General features: G+C 54.1%; 16 protein-coding genes. 5 read left to right on the top strand and 11 right to left on the bottom strand.

Annotation, left to right across the window (positions count from 1 at the left end):
- Positions 1–67: 67 nt before the first annotated feature.
- From RY831_RS15215 to RY831_RS15170, 10 genes are all read right to left on the bottom strand, one after another.
- On the bottom strand, positions 68–1,135 hold the full coding sequence (locus RY831_RS15215; protein ID WP_326507219.1) for a site-specific integrase: 1,068 nt from the start codon (positions 1,133–1,135) through the stop codon (positions 68–70).
- Between the two features lie 670 nt (positions 1,136–1,805).
- Positions 1,806–3,755 carry a VWA domain-containing protein gene (locus RY831_RS15210; RefSeq protein WP_326507218.1) on the bottom strand — a complete coding sequence of 650 codons (1,950 nt, stop codon included), beginning with the start codon at positions 3,753–3,755 and terminating at the stop codon, positions 1,806–1,808.
- Positions 3,756–4,098: 343 nt separating this feature from the next.
- Entirely contained in the window at positions 4,099–4,392 is a 294-nt protein-coding gene (locus RY831_RS15205; protein WP_326507217.1) for a hypothetical protein, read from the bottom strand.
- Positions 4,393–4,463: 71 nt separating this feature from the next.
- Positions 4,464–4,811 carry a hypothetical protein gene (locus tag RY831_RS15200; RefSeq protein ID WP_326507216.1) on the bottom strand — a complete coding sequence of 116 codons (348 nt, stop codon included), beginning with the start codon at positions 4,809–4,811 and terminating at the stop codon, positions 4,464–4,466.
- A 39-nt stretch (positions 4,812–4,850) separates the two neighbouring features.
- Positions 4,851–6,614, bottom strand: coding sequence for a helicase-related protein (locus RY831_RS15195; RefSeq protein WP_326507215.1), 1,764 nt, complete (start codon positions 6,612–6,614; stop codon positions 4,851–4,853).
- Between the two features lie 295 nt (positions 6,615–6,909).
- A complete protein-coding gene (locus RY831_RS15190; RefSeq protein ID WP_326507214.1) occupies positions 6,910–7,395 on the bottom strand; it encodes a hypothetical protein in 486 nt (161 codons plus the stop codon).
- A gap of 58 nt (positions 7,396–7,453) precedes the next feature.
- The gene (locus tag RY831_RS15185) at positions 7,454–7,648 is read right to left on the bottom strand and encodes a hypothetical protein (protein ID WP_326507213.1); all 195 of its coding nucleotides are present in this window, start codon (positions 7,646–7,648) and stop codon (positions 7,454–7,456) included.
- Positions 7,649–7,723: 75 nt separating this feature from the next.
- Positions 7,724–8,308, bottom strand: a complete 585-nt coding sequence (locus RY831_RS15180) for a hypothetical protein (RefSeq protein WP_326507212.1) — start codon at positions 8,306–8,308, stop codon at positions 7,724–7,726.
- A 126-nt stretch (positions 8,309–8,434) separates the two neighbouring features.
- The gene (locus RY831_RS15175) at positions 8,435–8,773 is read right to left on the bottom strand and encodes a hypothetical protein (protein ID WP_326507211.1); all 339 of its coding nucleotides are present in this window, start codon (positions 8,771–8,773) and stop codon (positions 8,435–8,437) included.
- A 53-nt stretch (positions 8,774–8,826) separates the two neighbouring features.
- Positions 8,827–9,477, bottom strand: coding sequence for a hypothetical protein (locus tag RY831_RS15170; RefSeq protein ID WP_326507210.1), 651 nt, complete (start codon positions 9,475–9,477; stop codon positions 8,827–8,829).
- Positions 9,478–9,640: 163 nt separating this feature from the next.
- Between RY831_RS15170 and RY831_RS15165 the strand changes: the two genes are divergently transcribed.
- Together RY831_RS15165 and RY831_RS15160 are read left to right on the top strand one after the other, a co-directional pair.
- On the top strand, positions 9,641–10,036 hold the full coding sequence (locus RY831_RS15165; RefSeq protein WP_326507209.1) for a hypothetical protein: 396 nt from the start codon (positions 9,641–9,643) through the stop codon (positions 10,034–10,036).
- Between the two features lie 12 nt (positions 10,037–10,048).
- Entirely contained in the window at positions 10,049–13,171 is a 3,123-nt protein-coding gene (locus tag RY831_RS15160) for a conjugal transfer protein TraN (protein ID WP_326507208.1), read from the top strand.
- Between the two features lie 706 nt (positions 13,172–13,877).
- On the opposite strand, the gene RY831_RS15155 is transcribed toward RY831_RS15160, so the two are convergent.
- Complete coding sequence (locus RY831_RS15155) at positions 13,878–14,777, bottom strand: tetratricopeptide repeat protein (RefSeq protein WP_326507207.1); 900 nt, start codon at positions 14,775–14,777, stop codon at positions 13,878–13,880.
- 48 nt (positions 14,778–14,825) lie between these two features.
- On the opposite strand from RY831_RS15155, the gene RY831_RS15150 reads away from it, so the two are divergent.
- The 3 genes from RY831_RS15150 (at position 14,826) to RY831_RS15140 (ending at position 17,669) form a co-directional block, all read left to right on the top strand.
- Positions 14,826–15,248, top strand: a complete 423-nt coding sequence (locus RY831_RS15150; RefSeq protein WP_326507206.1) for a lytic transglycosylase domain-containing protein — start codon at positions 14,826–14,828, stop codon at positions 15,246–15,248.
- A 269-nt stretch (positions 15,249–15,517) separates the two neighbouring features.
- On the top strand, positions 15,518–17,170 hold the full coding sequence (locus RY831_RS15145) for a GspE/PulE family protein (protein WP_326507205.1): 1,653 nt from the start codon (positions 15,518–15,520) through the stop codon (positions 17,168–17,170).
- On the top strand, positions 17,163–17,669 hold the full coding sequence (locus RY831_RS15140; RefSeq protein WP_326507204.1) for a thioredoxin domain-containing protein: 507 nt from the start codon (positions 17,163–17,165) through the stop codon (positions 17,667–17,669). The genes RY831_RS15145 and RY831_RS15140 overlap by 8 nt, the downstream gene beginning before the upstream one ends.
- Positions 17,670–17,715: the final 46 nt, after the last annotated feature.

The raw sequence follows: 17,715 nt of genomic DNA, 5'->3' as shown, positions 1-17,715 counted from the left end.
CGGAAAAGCTAGGACCGGATGTGCTGGACACCGGCACAGGTAATGCTCCTGCCCCAAACCGAAAGAACTAAACAACGTCGGCAGGACTTACGAGAATTCCGCGATAACGTCGCATTGAGTTCACATCGGTCAGGCCAAGGTATCGTGCAACTTCCACCTCCGTCTTACCCTTTGACAACTGACGCAGTGCGAAGCTGTGGCGAAGCATGAAAAGGCCGCCGGTGGCATCGCCAAGTCCTGCGGCCTGAAGTACTGCTTTGCAGGATTCGAAGCATCCCGTATGAGACCAAGCCGTGCCCGAGCTTGATGACGGGAATAGCCGATCGCCCTGAATTTTTTGCTGGCCACGAACGGACAGCCAGAACGCAAGTTGGCGTCCTGCCCATTCCGCAATTGGCGTGTCGCGTGGAGGGGAATTTCCGTTACCCGGCACGTGGATCTTCCATGGAAGACCGGCTTTGCGGCCGCCATCGACCACAATCCCTGACACGTCGACAGCCCTGACATCGCCGGGTGAGAGTCCGGCGCCAAGCATCATTGCGACGGCTGACCGGTTGCGGGCCTCCTTCCAGCTGATCGGGGCGCCGCCATCGGCGTTGTCATAGATCTGTGTGACATGCGCGATGAGCCGCTTCACTTGGGCGGTAGTCAGGTATTCCGGTATCGGATTTTTGTCTTCGGCATTGGCATAGCGGTATTCGGGACGCTCAAGCAGCTTTTGGGCTGCTCTATTAGCCTCGATACCGGCAACTCGGGCCTGCAAGCATGTGATGCGATCGATGAGGAACAGGTATCGGCGCGCGTATCGGAGGCTGAGTTCGTCGCCTTTGGTGCGTACCAACGGCCGAGTGCTGTCGTGGCCGGTGCCGCGGCTCATCAGGAACGAGTCAAGGTCCTCCGGGAGGATGTCCTGCAGGCCGAGCTGGCGCTGCGCGCAAAAGGCCGTGAAGGCGTCCCACATCTCCCGATAGACGACCATGGATTCCTCGCGTAGCTCACGCTGGCTCCGGTCCCCTGACCGGTTGCCCTTGCGGCTCCTGACCCATGCTTCGAAGCTTTCGCGCAGCTTTTTCTCATAGGTATAGCAGTCGTCGTCAAAGAGCGACCTGGTTACGGGAATATGTGTCGTATGCATGGAATCGTCCTCAGATAAACCGGAAGAGAACTGTGCCGATGATGGCGCCGACCAAGACCGCAATGGAGAGACTCCACTTCGACCGCGCTCGACTGGTCGTGTTCGCGCGCCGATGCGACCGCGGTGCATAAGTCGCACGGCTGATCTTCTCCCGTCCGCCATCGCGATCGAGAGTAAAGAGCTTGTCGTCCTTATGTCCCATCTTTGCCTAAGCCTCTCAAATATCAGCGTGTAACCCCTGCCTTCGGACACATCGACGCACATAAAGAATCCGGCCAGCTGAGACTTCACTACCGACGTTATTCCTTACCGTTTCATACCTTATCCAATACTGAATTCTATCGTGATAGCGGTACGCTGGACGCATCATTACTGTATAAATCATCAGTTTTTTGATGTGCATCCTACGTCCTACCGAATTGGCCAAACCCGAACTAACCTCATTCGGCGTTGCACCCCACCCCCTCTGGTCTTGACGAACCGAGTCGCATTGTTTTGGCCGGCCCGGTTTTTTTTCTTTTTTCTTTTTTTCTTCTTCGTCCTCTGCGCGCGCGGCGCGGGTCGGCAAGGGAGAGGCTTTTATGGGTGGGCGTAACGCCAGATGAAGTTAGTTCGGACGGCGTAAAAGGTATGCCCCCTGACCTTTCGGTACAGGGGGCTAAACTGCGGGTTAGATGATTGCTGCCTCGAGCGCGCCGAAAACGGCCTCGGCTAGCTCCTTGGGTGTCGTCGCCACGCCATAGGGCGCGGTGACGTTCTTGAAGTCGTTGAGGTGCTGTGTTCCGATCAGGATGAACCTGACTTCGACACCGAAGCTATGGTTGGCTTCGTAGATTGCCGCATTGAGCTTATCGAGGTCACCAGGGTCACCGTCCAGAAAGACAATCAAGATCTTTCGCGATTCGGTACGCCCGGCAAACTTCTTGAGCGACCAGACCACGGCCGTATCGGTGTTGGTGTTGCCCTGGTGCGTCGGGGTATAGCACGCAGCCGATCTTGACCAGTCATCGTCAAAGCCTTTCCACTGCCTGATCTTGTCGTCAAAGGTGGCCAGTGCGAATGGGATGTTCGCCTCGTCCAGGACGTCGCCGGCAGCCATGGCTACCCTTCCGGCCGCTTGGTAACGCTTCATCTCGCCGAATACCTCAAACATCGATCCGGATTCATCGCCAAGCAGATAGACACACGTGTCTATTTCTTCCTGACGGGTCTTTGTGCGGCAAATCTGCAGGTCACCTATGGCGGCCTTCCAGATTCGCGATGGGCGTAGCCGGCCGTCTGAAGAATTGCGACGCCGTACCTGTCCGATCGATTCGAGCAAATCAGACATCCTCAGCGCCAGTGAAGCGGACAAGGCACGTGAATCACTGCGTAGCGCTGCTCTGCGCTGAACAGAGGGCGTTACGTTGTGCGGCTTTTCCGTGATTTCCTTGGTATGGCTACCACCTGTTGCCTTGGCCAGCGCAATAGCTTCATTTCCCTCGCACAAAAGGTCTTCAAGGCCCTTCGCGTACGACCCGCCGTCGACCTGCTCGGCTTCAAGCAGGTCATTGAGCGCAGCCTGTAAGGCATCACTGCTCGGCTCAAAAGGTTCAGATGCATCTGCGCCAGTTTCGCCGGCGTCAGTGCCCGGACTTCCGTGCGCCTGACTGTCCTCACCCCCTTCATTGCCGGCGGAATTATCGGCGCCGTTGTTGCCGACGCCGCTGTCATTGCCACCGCTGTCGAGTTCGCCATCGTCGCCCTTGTCACTGCCTTCCGTAGAACTGTTTCCGGCACCTGTACCGTCCGCATCGTCTTGTTCATCCGACTTATCGGTGTTGGAGTCGGCCGTCTGTGAATCTTCTGCCGCTGGCGCCGGTGGCGGTTCGACATTGTCGACGTCACCGTCCTGGTCACCTTGCTGGTCGGTCTCCGGTTCCGATGTCTCTTGTTCCGCCTCCTCTTTGCGTTCCTCAATCAACTTGACAATGCGCGAAGCAGTGTCAACAGTTTCCTGTGTATTGCGGGCATGAGCACCTTTGAGTGCCTCCGTCTTGATCGCATTGACGAGTTTTGTACCGAAGGTCTCAATGGCCAGTTTGCGAAAGTCCTGACCAAACTGCTCAAGGCATGTCTGGTCAAGCAGCTCGGCGCGCAACTCGGTAGTAAGCCACCCGCATAAGATCTCCGCAGGATGGTATTGCCTTTGAGGATCCGGACCGAAATAAAGGCCCCGTTTCGTCAGGATCTCGATTCCTTCACGGATGACCTTCTTAGACCCGGGAAAGCGCTGCAGCGCGAGAAGTTCGCCGCGCGGATCTTCAAGACGGCCGGAAATCATGCCGACTAGGCCGGCGCCAGGCTTGACGGAAAAGTCGGTGTTATTTCCGTGGCAAAGGACTTCATGGGCTATAAGTGCACGAAGAAGAGTCGCATCCTCATCGCTTCCTGTTGCTGCCATATGAGATAGCTGCAACAGCAGTCCATTTTCGTCCTTCGGATCTGGACCGATATTGGCGGTGGGGATGTTTGCCCATTCAAGGCGAATTGGGCGTCCCTTCTTCTTCACTTCTTCGAGCAGAAGGTAGGTATAGAGGTACAGATGGCGCATCGACGCCTTGGTTGCTGCAATGTTCATGACTTTCTCCTGTTGGGTAAAATCAAGGTGTGCGATACCTTGGTATTACCGAGATGGAGAACATGCAAAAATAAGTGCAAGACCGTGGCGGATAGGGAGGCTGCTCGCAGCCTTATCGGCTCAAGGGAGACTTTTCAGCGGCTTCAGAGTACCGACCATCGCATTGCTGCTATCAGATTCCTTGAATTAACAGGCAAATGCGCTTAGTTGAGTGAGACGGGGCCAGCAGTCCAAATGATACGAACAATCCTCCCATCCCCATGGCCGATGCTAGGATGCCCGCCGCCAGCATAAGTGGCATGAGACCAAAGAATAATCATGTGGAGAGGTCCAGCACTATAGGCTACTGTAACGCTGCGAGCAGGTTTGCTGCCACCGAGCCTTCATCTTGCGTAGCCTTCGCTGTCTCGCGAAGCTGACTGGAAAACCCCTCGCAGGCCGCCTGCGTATGGCTCCCTACGTGGACGCATGCTCCATCTACAAATAGCGCAGACTCAGGCCGGAAGTCAACATTGAAGCGCTGCCACATGTTGACGACTGTTTCGTCCCGGTGCTCCACGACCTTGTCGCCCTTGACGCCTATACGAACGCATTGGCGTTTGGTGTCTTGGATGAGGTTATCCGCTTCAACAGACATCTTTGTCTCCCATGCAAATCTATTGTTATTTAACCCTGCATCGCGCCGCAAACCGCGGCATCGCCCCACGGTTATGCGTTCCCCGCTGGGAAGATCATCATGGTCCGAACCACGGCGATCTCTTCGAACAATGGAACTTCAATCAGCGTCGCATCGAAGGCGAAGGGAAACATATCGACCATGGCCTCTCCTGAGCTTTCCTCAAGGTAGACGTTTGCCGAATACTTCTGGCCGTTCCAGACGAAAAGGTGCCAGTAGTCCCCGTTAGGAGGTGCAAAAATATTCAGTCCATCGTCGGCCATCGATTTACGCAGTTCACGCACCATCGGACCAACCGGAATGCTGATCGGTCGGTCGCTATCGACCGAGGCCGGTGCGAGGAGCGGTGAAGTAAAAGAACCTGGCAAGAATTCGAACAAGATCAAGAACCTGTAGAAATTTCACAGCGGCTGGCTGTGTCAGTAGAGCATCGCGTTTTTCGCTTCAGCTTCTATTTCGTGTCTGGAGATGGTCACTCCCCAAAATAATAGTCGACTATTGCCTGATTGGTCATCTGATTCGACATCAATGTTGCCATACCCCCGCTGGTCGGCATCGCGTTCAGCAAGGGTAAAACCATCCTGGCACTCCACGAGCGTCGTTAGACGAGCCATCGCTGCATCGTCGAGCTCGTGGGTTTGGTACAAAAAGAAAAAGCCGGGTCCACCGTGACGTGCCACCCGGCCTCGCAGCTGGTGCAACTGAGAGACACCGAATTGATCTGGCTGCACAACAACAACCATCCGGAGGGAAGGCAAGGTAAGTCCTACTTCGATGACAGTCGTGCAGACGAGTAGGTCAAGCTCGCCAAGTTTCATCTGTGCGATCGTCTGGATCTTCTCATCGGTAGTAAGCTTGCCGTGCAATAGCCCTACCCGTCCTGGCCGTATCGCTTCGAACCGAGCGAAAGCGTTATTTACCGCCAGACCGACATCTTCATTGCTGGAATCCGTCAAAGGATAGACGATAGCGGCCTGACCACCCTCCTCTAACACGCGCTGAAGGAACGAGAAGAGGCGCCCGCTGTCATTACTGCCGATGACACGGGTCTTGATGTCCTTTATGACCGGACAGACCTTCAATAAGGAGAGATCGACTCCTCCAAACTGGACAAGCGCTAGGGTGCGGGGAATTGCCGTTGCAGTCGCACTGAGGACATTGGTGTGCGGGCCAGCCAACGACTGCTTCTGTTCGACGGAAAAGCGGTGTTCCTCATCCGTCACCACAAAATCATAAGTCGCTTCGGTCTTACGAGACGCCGTGAGGACTGCGGTGGTGCCGACCACGATCCCGTTGCCGACCTCGTCGCCAGATAGAACCTCACAGATGACGATTTCTGCATAGTGCTCCCTGATCTCGGCTGCGATCTGCTTGACGAGTAATTGGTTAGGGACGACGATCGCAACAGCGGCGCCAGCCAGGTAAGCCGCAACCGCAGGAATGACAAAGGTGATGGTTTTGCCCGTTCCGACATCGCCTGACAGTAATCTACGCATCGGGAATGGCGACCTGAGATCGGCGATAATCTCCTCGATTGCCTTCAGTTGATCCTTTGTCAATGGGTATGGGTAGCGGCTGATCAGCGTTCCAATCATGGAGCGATCCACGGCAATAGCTGCATTCGGGACAGGAATTCGCCTCTTCATCTGCTGGGCTCGGCGAATAACCGATGCAACAGTGAGTCGTCGTGCCGCAGCAAGTGCAGCAATGCCCTCTCTGACTGACAGCGGGGTATGCAGATTCCTTAGCAAGGTGACTGGGTCCTGCACACCGCTAATGGCGCTAAACTCTGCCTCATGTATACAGGCTTGCTCAAGAAGGATGCATGATGCCACATTCACGTCAGAAAGCGCCTCTTGCACTCCTGCAGCGATGGCCGCAGCACTGACTTGCCCTGGCTTACCGGTATAGACGGGTACGACTTTGCCACGATCTTGCTCTGCCACGAAAACCGGGCTGGTCATCTGCCGGCGTCCATTCCAGGTCGTGATCTCTCCGTATAGATGCAACTCGTCGCCTGCAGCAAAGCCTTGCCAAGTCCATACAGCCCCAAAAATGGAGATCCATATGCCATCCCCTCGTCCGTCAACAACGCGCATGGCAAGTCGGTATGCTTTCTTCCATTGGTCAGTTACCTCTCCAGAGCGCTCATACATGATCTGCTCGGTCAGTGTCAGCAGCATATAGTGCCGCACTCCTGTATCCGGAATGGGGAGGATGTTGATCGGCTCCAGACAATCCCTATACTCCCGTGGTGCAACTAGGAGGCACTCAGGTATAGAGGAGAATCCGAGGCGCGATAGACGTCCCAACTTGGCGGTCATATTGAAAAGTGGTTTGCTATGGCATACGTAACAGGTAAATATAAGTTGATGATATCACATTGCGACGATACGCCCGCGCGGTTGCCTGCGCCCTAGAATGAAAATGAAAAGAAAAACCTCCGGCGAATCGCCAGAGGTTTAGGGGGGTGAGAAGTTAGGCCAGTACAAGATGCTGTAGGTTTTCAGGCAGAAAGTCACGAAGTGACCGAGGTTTTCGCCTTCTCGGATGGTGAATCTGGTCGAGCCGTTGTGCTTTGGCTGCGCGCCATAGCGAAAGGTCGTCCGAATAAAGTTTCAGTTGCTGCGTTTGCTCCCAGCATACAGTACGGTGCGTAAGAAAATCCCAAAGGACCGGCGTTATCCCGTCCAATGTGCCTTGGGCCTGCAACTTGAGGGCTACCCCCATGACGGCGCCAGCATTAGGCATTGAGGTGGGAAAATGAACCGTGTTTGCCCATGCGCGAACGTCGCAAAAGTCAATGACCTGTCCGGCGATCGGCTTGGGCCAACGGTCAGGGTGTTGCTCTTTACCGAGCCAACGTCCTGCGCCAACCCAAGTGCCATTCTTGAACATATCTGCTCCTTTTTCAGTTGGTGACGCAAAGCATTGCGATACTTTGCAAACGGCAATGTCCAACATGCAGATACAACTCAAGGATGGGCGGAACGGTTATTCCCGTCCGTCGGACGAATAAGTGCTATTTTTTGAACGTGACATTCGTTTGTTGCAAGGCTAATGCCTCAGCAGCCGTACGCTCGATCGTTGAACCGTACTCCAATATACCGGCACGTTCTTCGAAATACTCTCGTTCCACCGGTGTAAGCAATTCCACCTGAGCCCTGATTCGCTCGTTCGCCACCGGCGCCCATTTACCCTGCTCTACTCTATCCACTAGGCCTCCCAAATCTTACGAAGCTGATGATCGTCCTGCCAATAAAAAAGGCAGCTCAGAATCTGAGCTGCCGTATTACTTGCGATTGACGCTGATGGTGATTCCCTCGCCGGGAGCATCAAGCGTACTTATCTGGGCCGTTGTCGGACCCGTTGTTCCTTCCCATGCTGTCATATTCGGTTGAGTAGAAGTCGGCTCATCCGGAATATGGGCAGGCACTGGAGCGTCGGACAGCTGGAACCGCGATGTGTTGTAGGTGTATTTCACCGAAACACGAGCTCCGACTTCCAGTTTGTCGACTTCGACCTGTCTAGTACGCTGAGGCTTCCAGATAGTCGTGCCGTCGTCGAATTTCACCTTGATGTTGTAGCCTTCGATCTCCGTGCGAGCTTGGTTGACGGTGTAATCAGCCAGTGCGCCCACCGTTGATCCGATCAAAGCGCCCCAAAAACCTCCCACAGCGGCGCCGGCTGAGCGACCGACGTTATCGCCATAGGGCGAATAGTCGTGGTGCGCTTCAGTGCCTACAATATTCGTTTTTTCCATCGCAACAATGACACCCAACTTGGTAATAGGCTGATCGCCTGTATGGGTTTGTGCGCCTGCTTGCGCGGTAAAGAGGGCGAGCGAAACGCCCAACGCGCCGATAAAACCTTTCATATGTACTCCCTGTTTGTTTTGTTATTAGTGGTAGTCCTACTTCCGGAAAAGGAGGACCTCCCATTAATTAGTTGTCGAAATTTTGCCTGTAGGAAAGATTTAGGTCAATTCCCGACTCTCTACCGCCTAGATGAAAATACCGCCAAAGCGATCGACAACAGATTTGAGGCCCTCGGTCGGTGAGGTAATCAATGCCGCGGGGCCTGGATGGCTAGTTTGGTCGGTGCTGCCCGCTTCCACTTCCGCAATTTCGTCCAAGCTGAAGGGAACGTCGGATTCGGCCGGCAACGGCGATATGCGCTGTAGGAACTTGCTACCGCACGCCTTCGCTTTCGGATTGATGAAATGTGACTGCATCACAAAGCCGTCCTCACTTCCATAAACGTTCTCCTGACACCAGACGAACGCGGTCATGCCGGCGGTGGTGGCCCGTATCGCGTGTTCACACTGTGCGCATGTTCTCATTGCTTTTCTCCATAGATGGCAAATGCCGTTATCGGTGTCTATGGAGATGTCTATCATTGGTTGAGAAAGATGTAACAGGTGACAAATGCCGCCACGGCCAACGGCCACGACCGGAACGACAGACGCCAATCGATGGTCGACGGCCAAGCTGAAAGTAACGTTCCCGCCAATACATACCATCGGAGCAGATCCCATGGTTCAAAATGCCAACCGCCCAGAGTGTGAAAATAGGCATACCCGATAGCTAAGGGCAGCAACAAAATTGGAGCTAAGCAGGCTACGGCGGCGTTATACCATCGCAGGTTGGCAAAAGTGACGGACCCGAGGATATATCCATCTTTGAACCGGCTTGGCCATAAGGATAGGCCCCTCGGTTTTGCATTCGTCAAGCCGCCGGCAACGAAGTGGCAGATTTCGTGGGCGGCTATACCAGGTAGTGTGATCAGCCAAAACAGCACGAACCGATGCATCGTTGCGCGCATAAGCAGGGCAATCACGCCCGCTGGTGCAAGGTAACTGGCGGCTGGAAGAAACGGTTCGAGATTCATCAAACTGAAAAGACCATTATACGAGACTGGCTTGCGCCTTGCTTTGGGCATGTCAATGATGGACAGCGGCGAACCTGCCTGAAGAACCAAGAATGCCGCAAACAGATTTTCCGACCGCATTATAAAGAACGAAGGCGAACCGACGGTCGCGTCCATGCAGACAGGTCGTCAACTACGAAAACGGCGGGGAGTTGCCACAAAGGCAACCTGCGTTGGTGGTCGCATATGCTCGTGGCCGAGGCCACGCCATGAATTCCTATTGTACTGATACCTAACGTTTAAATATAATGCGGCTGAATTGAATTTAAAAGGATCGGTAATGCGCCTTCGATACGGACGTAGTAAAAAGACAATTGCCATGCTCTGTTTTAGCCTGCTATATGCATTCGTACAACCTGCGGAAGCAGTGGCACTGAACGAGATGGCTGAAGATGCCATCGACAACGGACACGCCAAGGGTGAGATCAGTGGCCCGATGACCGCAAAGATTCAGCGTGCAACCCGGTCTACAGCACCGATCCATGCACAAATTGACGTCGTCAAACGGTTCAATCAGGAGGGTTGTGCCCGGCTGGAGTTCGTACTGACACAAGACAACGTCCCAACACAGGATGGCAAGACGATCCAGTTCAAAAGTGCGTTTCAGATGAACTTGTGCCGCGATGGACGCGCGCCGCTTGAAGCGGTGGATATGGCCAATATCCCTGAACAGTAGGAGGGAACAGCAGTGAAAAAAATTATGCTTAACAACCTGCTTTCTGCTGTTCTCTCGCTGGCCGCCTTTGTAGGCGCTTCCAGTCATGCAGCCGACTTCCTCAGTGAGGGCAAGGCTTTGAGCGAGGCACGAAAGCAAGGTATGTTTGATTCGATCCAGCCCGCGATACCTCAAGGCGGCGGGGGCCAGGTGCCATTCTATAATCCGAACCCACCACAGGCATCGAGTTTTGGGAAAGCCACCGATCTATTATCGCTTGGTACCAATCGAATCACCGAATGCGGCTCAGCCAAACCTGGTGCCGACACCATAGCGAATCAGGAATGTGACGCGGTGAACTTCTTGACCAAGAATCCGTACGAACGAAAAACGTATTCAATTGGTAAGGACGATCCCCTGTTCGACAATATTCGTAACGCCATGGAGAACCCGCCGGCTGGCGGATCGGGCCAAACCGGTTCCGATACACAATGTGTCGAAAAGGTTGAGAAGCAGCCAGATGAATACAGGAAGATGTTCTGTGATCAGTGGCTCATCCCTGAGGACAAGATCTGCAACCCGGTGCAAAACGTCTCAGTCGACGTAGATTCCCTATTCTCTTGCAGCGTCACAACCCTGGCGACAACTAATGAAAGCTGCGCGGCAGTGAAGTATTCCAGCTATCGCATCGATACGGGGAGCTACACATCGCCGATGAATCTGCAGTGCTATGGCGGAGACCAACAGATTCAAGGCTGGTACAGGAATCTCCTAACGCGGTGTCCGGACGCGGACGGTTTAGCGTACTGGACCGGCCTTGCTCAGAAAATGGGCTATGCGGAGGCATATCCGCATTTCCAGACGGGCGTCCAGCAGGAGATGGCCAATCCCGACCGTAACTCATGGTTCTGTCCGTCCGGAGGCGATCTTAGGTACCTTTCCGACCAGTGCCAATGGTCTAAGGTTGTGATGACACCGTCATATGAATGTACTGCGCTCGCATCGCAAAGCGGAGAATCGGCAGGAACCTTTTATTCGACGCTGCTTCCAACGACCTGCAGCGGAGACCCAACAATTCAAAGCTGGTATCGGGATTACGACAAGCGATGCGCTGACGTCGACGGCCTAAATAATTGGGTGAATGCCCTCAATAATACGTTCAAGGGCGATTACGCCAAAACCAAGGAGGCTTGGCTAGCCGCACTCAACTACAACGGCGGCATGGGTACAAGTTGGAAGATCCTGTGCAATGCAGGGGACGATTATGTGCACTACACGACTACCTGTCGCCGTAACTCGCCAGGAAATCAGATGCAGTACAACGTTCTCGTGCCCACGACTTGCGGAGGGGATCCGGTGATCCAGGGTTGGTATCAGTCAAATGACCAACGTTGTGCTGATAAGAACGGCATGGACTATTGGACGGATAGGCTGAAAAACGAATTCAATAATGACTACAATGCCATGTATCAGGCATGGTATTCGGGATTCATGGCCAATGGCGGTAGAGGGCAATCGCTCGGTCACCTCTGTTACGCCGGCGACGAGTACATTCCGAACAGTACATGGTGCAGGAAGCGCGTCTTCACTTCGGAAAACGCATGTCAGCCAAGAGGAGGGACATGTATCGACTCAACGCCTGTCAAGTACTTCGGCGGTCAAGCCATCTCAGTCAATGAGGTCGGCGGATGCTGGGAATACCGGGACAGCTATCAGTGCGAGAGGCCTGTGTCGGACAACCGATGCAACTCTGTCAGCAGTTATCCTGGCTGCCGCCAGATCGGGACCACATGCACCCAAACGGCATTCAACGGCTCCTGCGCAGCGGAGCAGAAGACATACCGTTGCGAAGACGGCAATATGGGCACCCCCTCGGGAGCGACAGACCTCGGGGACGCGATAGAAATCATCGACCAGGTGAAGAACGACTCTTCATGCAAGCCGTATGCACAAAATGCGGAATGCACGCAATATCAGGAGGTATGTGTTGAGCCGCGGACGACGAAGATGGTGAACGGGGTGGCGGTCTGGCAAGAATGCTGGAAGTGGGAACGCAAATACAATTGCTATTCGTCCGATTACATCAATGATTGCCAAAACGAAGTCGCGCGTAACTGTAAGAACAACGACAAGGACGTGTGTCTGGAATATACGGCCGCCGGTCGCTGTGCGCTATGGCAGAAGGAGTTCAGCTGTAAGGTGAAGGATGGAGTCGAAACCACAGTTCAGGACTGCGGGATGCGCTCCTTCTGCAATATCGACGCAAACGGCAATGAACAATGCTGGGACACAAGCTACGAGAATGACCAGGACTTCCTAAAAGCTGTTGTCGGTATGGAGGCTGCCCGCCAGTCTGGCCGTTACATCGATGGCAGCTTCAAGATATTTACAGGGAAAGCATCGAACTGCTCCAAGGGCCTCATTGGTATCAAGAACTGCTGCGAGGAGTCCGGTGGCGCCCGCTCGAACAATACCGTGATGGGCGAACTAGGGACTTCGGTGTTGAAAGGCGCCGGCGGCGAAGTCGTCAACGTAGGTTCCAAGTACATGTATGACTTCATGTATCCGGACATGCCATGGGGTCAATTGTCAGGTGAGGCTCTGCTGGACTTTGCCCCAAGCTTCACGCCGACCAATTTCCAGCCGAGCATCGGGATGTATGGTTTTACGCTTGGTACCGCAGCTCCCCAGGGCGCAATGACCTTGGCCTCGGGGATCGGTGGAACACAATTTGGTCTTTACTTCGATCCATGGAGCTTTGCGATCGCAATTGCAATGCAGGTCGTAATGGAGTTGATGACTTGTGATCCGGGCGAACAGAACCTTTCTATGCAAAAAGGAGCAGGCCTGTGTGTGAATCTCGGACCGTTCTGCAAGAAAAAATTCCTCGGCAAGTGTATTGAAAAGGGTGAAGGTTACTGCTGTTTCAACTCAAAGCTCGCTCGCATCATTCAAGAGCAGGGCCGTCCCATGACAGGCCGTGCCTGGGGTGATCCGAAAAACCCGGACTGTAGCGGCTTCACAGCCGAGGAGTTCGAGAAGATTGACTTCGGCAAACTAGACTTGACCGAGTTCGTGAACGACATCATGGCCAACGTGCAGATACCAAATGAAGGGGAGTTAGCCGAACGAGTGAAGGCAAAGCTTGGAAAGTAACGATCGATAAGACAAAAGGCCAGCGCAAGCTGGCCTTTTTTGTTTCAATCCAATCCATCGGAACGGAAGAATGCGGCTCTGGCCGCCCGAAATCAGCCTAGCTGGCTGCTAAGGAATACGATTCGGGAATTCGCCAGGACGGCCTGCTTCGTTGCGGGACGATGCCTCGCCTTTCGTGCGCAGGCTACCGCATCTTGCCAGGACCCCCACTGGTCCGCTCCATTGAATTCGGCAATCCTTCGCAAAAACGTTAGCGATGGTCGAGACACATCTGCTTGGTTATGCGCTTCGCGCATCTGAGAACACCCGGCTCAATGCCCAACCATGGCGTCGCGGGTTACATCTCATCGCCGCTATGTAGTACCACACGGATCTCGGATGATTTAGCCTTTCATAAGCCCAGGCCACCCACCAAAGTGCGTTCGAGTCGCCTTTGGCACCGCACCGCTCCATACGTCGGACTAGCTTGTCCCAATCAAGTGGCTTGAAGTCGACGCGCGATTCAAGGTCGGTCAGCGGGATGTCTGAACTTTCTAGGGTAGAGTTGTCCGCGCACCACAGAGCACCGTTCTCAGTGCAATTTCCGAGTGCGACGACCCTTCTAGCAGCTGAAATATGCCAAGGAACTTGGCCAGTCGGAAAAGATGTGAGCATGCGAGATTTTCCTTCCACGCTGAATTGAGAGATTGTCATCGACGGGTGGGCTTCACATCGCGAAGCTCTTCACCTCATATATCGTCTTGTCAAAGGCGACTTTGTCCTGACGGCGGTGGGTAGCAATCCAATCCGTAGCGAATCTGGTGGCTTTGCGGATGCCATCTTCATCTAAACCAAATCCAGATAGCGATGAGGCGCTAAAGTTGCGCTCTCCTCTGTTTTGGTGAAGATAGATCAACCACCATCCCCCAGCCATCACACTATTTCGGTCCAAGCCAAGGCCGTCAGCGTAGGCTTTGGAGAGCAACGCAGGCGAGTTCGGTTCGCTGGCGCCGGCGGCCTTTGATAGCCAGTTGAATGCCTCCTGGTACTTCCTATCCTCGAAAAGCAACCGCCCAACGAGATAAAAGCCCATGTAGTTTCCACGATTGGCGGCTTCGTTCGCAAATTTCCATGCCGCCGGCCGATCCCCTGTTTTCATATGAAATAGAGCCAGACGGACAGCTGCTTGCTCGACGTTCCCCTTTTCAAGAGCCACACGATAATGCTCCATAGCCTTCTTCTCATCTTTTTGTACACCGCGCCCGTACATATGAAGCACGGCCAAGTTGTAATGGGCGATGGGATTTTCCTTAGCCGCAGCGCGGAAGTACGCTGATGCCATCTTGCTGTCCTGGCGCACCCCCTCACCATTGTCTAGCATATAACCAGCTAGGTTCTGGGCCACCGCGCTACCATTTTTTGCAAGGGCGAAGATCTGTGCCGGTGCGTCTTTGTCCCCGTTTTTGAAGGCCGACCAAGCCCTCAACGTCTCGGCACCTCCCTTCGCACTCTTGAAGAGGTGCACCATCGAATCGGCGACCAGGCCTTTCTCTTCAGCCATTGCCGGGGTAACGACAACACCGGCCAAGAAAGATAATACGACCGCGCCTCTGCTTAACGCATGCATATAAACGATCCTTGTGAATTATAGATAGGTGTATTGTATAATCCGCGCATGAGAAATCCAACACTCCTACTGTTTGCGTTCTTGTACGTTCTTGCCGGTAGTGCCGGCGCGTCCTGTTTCGATGAGGCGGCGAATCGCTACAACGTCGACAGAGAACTACTTCGAGCAATAGCAAAGACCGAGTCAAATTTCAGAGCCGACGCCATCAACGTCAACAAAGATGGTTCCGAGGACATCGGCATCATGCAAATAAACAGCAGCTGGCTCCCAAAGCTCAGGAGGTATGGAATTACTCGACAAGCTCTTCTAGACGGCTGCACCAATGTGCATGTCGGCGCGTGGGTCCTAGCGGGAAACTTTCGTCAATATGGACGGGTGTGGAAAGCTGTAGGCGCCTATAACGCAAGGTCTCAAGACAAGCAGGAAGTGTATGTCGCAAAGGTGTGGAAGAACCTAAAGGGGAACATGTAAATGAAAGGCGTCGGTGGCGGTTTGTTTTTTGTCCTCTTTGTTGGTTGGGCTATTTACGTCATGGCCACGCCCGATTCGTGTACCAGGGTGTCCAGAATTGGCTCCCCCGTTCGGATCGCGTTTGACGGAGTGCGATGGCTCGGCCAGAACTGGCTCTCCACTGAATCACGCCTTGAACTGCTGTTGTGGAGTATCAACGCGGATACATGGACGCAAGACATCGTAGCTCAGACCCTGTATGGGAGTGATCACCAGTGCGGAGGTAAGAAATGATTAGAGAACCGGACCTTTTTATATCTTCGGGGCATATGGATAGGGAAGCCGCCGAGATTCTGAACAAGGTTTTCTACGAAGGGGCAATACAGAAAATATCGGACATTCACTTTCTAACGACGGATGGGAAATGCCTCGTTAGATTCCGTAACTCCGGGCGACTTTACGATATTACAGAGTACGACGGCCAGACCAGCAAGCTGATCGACGAAAAAATTAGGGCCAGAGCGAACCTCAGTTCCGCGGACCGCCACGTCGCTCTAGACGGTCGTATGCGCCTACGCTATCCCGATAAGGCAATCGACGTCCGTGTCGCGATTGTCCCCAACGTTGGTGGCCAGCTCTGTGTCTGCCGACTGCTTGATGACTCCAATTCGGCCAGAACGCTCGATTCAATTGAGATGACCGAGATGGTGCGCAACGGCCTGGGTGAACTCATTGAGGAGCCAAACGGACTGCTGCTCGTCTGCGGACCAACGGGGTCAGGGAAAACCACCCTACTCTACTCTATCCTAAACGCGCTCCATAACGGTGAGCGTAATCTGGTTACCATCGAGAACCCCGTCGAATACCGCATCGCTGGTATCCACCAGATCAATATCGATCAGCACATCACGTTCCCTCAGGCGCTGCGTGCAGTGTTGCGACAAGACCCCGATGTTATTTTGGTGGGAGAGATCCGCGATCGTGAAACGGCTCAGATTGCCTTGGAGGCCGCAAATACCGGACATTTTGTCCTTGCAACGACCCATGCCAATGATTCCGCAATGGCGATCACTAGGATGTTGGACTTCGGCGTCGATCAGCAGACATTAGCAGCGGCACTTCGGGGCGTCGTCGCCCAGCGTTTGGTTCGGAAGCTAGCACAAGACCGAGATATTGAATGGAAATCTGCCACCGAGCTGCAAGTCGCCTGGATGAATCAACATGGGGTTGTTAGCGCCGGCGCCAGATTCCCGAACGGCCGCACCTGCACCTACGACGGCCGCCTGCCCGTGATCGAAATGCTCAGGATCGATTCACCCATGCGAAACGCCATCGTCGAGAGGCGTGGTCAGCTGTCCTTCCTTAACATCGCAGCACGCCAAGCTCAATTCGAGACCTTAGCGATGGCCGGTATTCGGCTCGCCTCCCGCGGTTTGACGACCATGGAGGAGGTACAACAGACCGTGGGGATGGACGCAGTCGTTCCCGAAGTCATTCGCTTGGGGCAGGTCCTAGTTAATCAAGGAAAAGCAAGTCCGGAAGCCATCCAGCAAGCTGTCGAGGATCAAGTCCATCTCCGCAAGCGGGGCGAGATCAAGATGCTCGGCGAGATACTGGTCGAGGCGGGGATCTGTACCGTGCAGGACGTTGTCATGGCCATCGGATATACCGGGGGTGCTGCAGAGGCAGCAGGCTATTTTGTGGTACAGGAGAAGATCGAACAGAAGGAGCTGGCCGCAGCTGTCAAAGAGTGGCGAGCCAATCGCAAGGGAGAATCCCTTTTCGATCTGCTGATTAATGAAGGATTTTTGAGCCCAAGGGATTTGGATGAACCGTCGATCATTTTTTGCGCTGGCCGGTGCAATGGCTGCACTGCCGGCAATTGCAAGCGCCTCGCCGCAAGCGGCACTACCGTACAGAGCGACGCCGAAGCTCTTGGATGACCACAGAAAGATCCAGGCATACATCGCATTTACGTGCCCGGTATGTCAGGCCTACCATGGCCTGATTTCCCACTGGGGTAGCACCCTGCCAAAAGGTTGGGGCTTCGAGTTCGTACCGGTAGTCGTTCCAGAGCGCGACAGCGTGCTTGCTGCACGTTCATTCTATGCCGTTAGAAACAAACGACCAGAGCGTTTGAACGACTTCATGCTCGCTTCTTTTACAGCGATCCAGCAGCAGGGAAAAGATCCCCGAAACGAAGGTACTTGGGTGCAAATCCTTCGGGATCTACGCATCACTGGCATCGAGGATGCATGGCGCGATGTGCCGGAAAAGCAGGTGCTGGCGCCTCTTGAAAAGCTGGTCAAATACAAGATAAATGCCACCCCGAGTCTCGTGATAGACGGGCGCTACATCATTACCCCTGATAACACAAATGGCGACCATAGCTTGTTCATCCAACTGGCAAACGGCATGGTTTCAAAAGCAATGGCAACTTAGCCGACGGCCTGAAGCACAAACAAAAAGGCCTGCTTTTGCAGGCCTT

Source organism: Noviherbaspirillum album (assembly GCF_035916955.1).
GTDB lineage: Bacteria > Pseudomonadota > Gammaproteobacteria > Burkholderiales > Burkholderiaceae_D > Noviherbaspirillum > Noviherbaspirillum album.
This window is presented reverse-complemented; position numbering and strand designations above follow the sequence as displayed.

Excerpts from the sequence above, each read along its gene's own strand:
- RY831_RS15215 (WP_326507219.1), bottom strand. The coding sequence starts at position 1,135 with ATGCATACGACACATATTCCCGTAACCAGGTCGCTCTTTGACGACGAC.
- RY831_RS15205 (WP_326507217.1), bottom strand. The coding sequence starts at position 4,392 with ATGTCTGTTGAAGCGGATAACCTCATCCAAGACACCAAACGCCAATGC.
- RY831_RS15170 (WP_326507210.1), bottom strand. The coding sequence starts at position 9,477 with ATGGACGCGACCGTCGGTTCGCCTTCGTTCTTTATAATGCGGTCGGAA.
- RY831_RS15175 (WP_326507211.1), bottom strand. The coding sequence starts at position 8,773 with ATGAGAACATGCGCACAGTGTGAACACGCGATACGGGCCACCACCGCC.
- RY831_RS15150 (WP_326507206.1), top strand. The coding sequence starts at position 14,826 with ATGAGAAATCCAACACTCCTACTGTTTGCGTTCTTGTACGTTCTTGCC.
- RY831_RS15180 (WP_326507212.1), bottom strand. The coding sequence starts at position 8,308 with ATGAAAGGTTTTATCGGCGCGTTGGGCGTTTCGCTCGCCCTCTTTACC.
- RY831_RS15195 (WP_326507215.1), bottom strand. The coding sequence starts at position 6,614 with ATGCTGCTGACACTGACCGAGCAGATCATGTATGAGCGCTCTGGAGAG.
- RY831_RS15155 (WP_326507207.1), bottom strand. The coding sequence starts at position 14,777 with ATGCATGCGTTAAGCAGAGGCGCGGTCGTATTATCTTTCTTGGCCGGT.
- RY831_RS15165 (WP_326507209.1), top strand. The coding sequence starts at position 9,641 with ATGCGCCTTCGATACGGACGTAGTAAAAAGACAATTGCCATGCTCTGT.
- RY831_RS15145 (WP_326507205.1), top strand. The coding sequence starts at position 15,518 with ATGATTAGAGAACCGGACCTTTTTATATCTTCGGGGCATATGGATAGG.
- RY831_RS15210 (WP_326507218.1), bottom strand. The coding sequence starts at position 3,755 with ATGAACATTGCAGCAACCAAGGCGTCGATGCGCCATCTGTACCTCTAT.
- RY831_RS15190 (WP_326507214.1), bottom strand. The coding sequence starts at position 7,395 with ATGTTGGACATTGCCGTTTGCAAAGTATCGCAATGCTTTGCGTCACCA.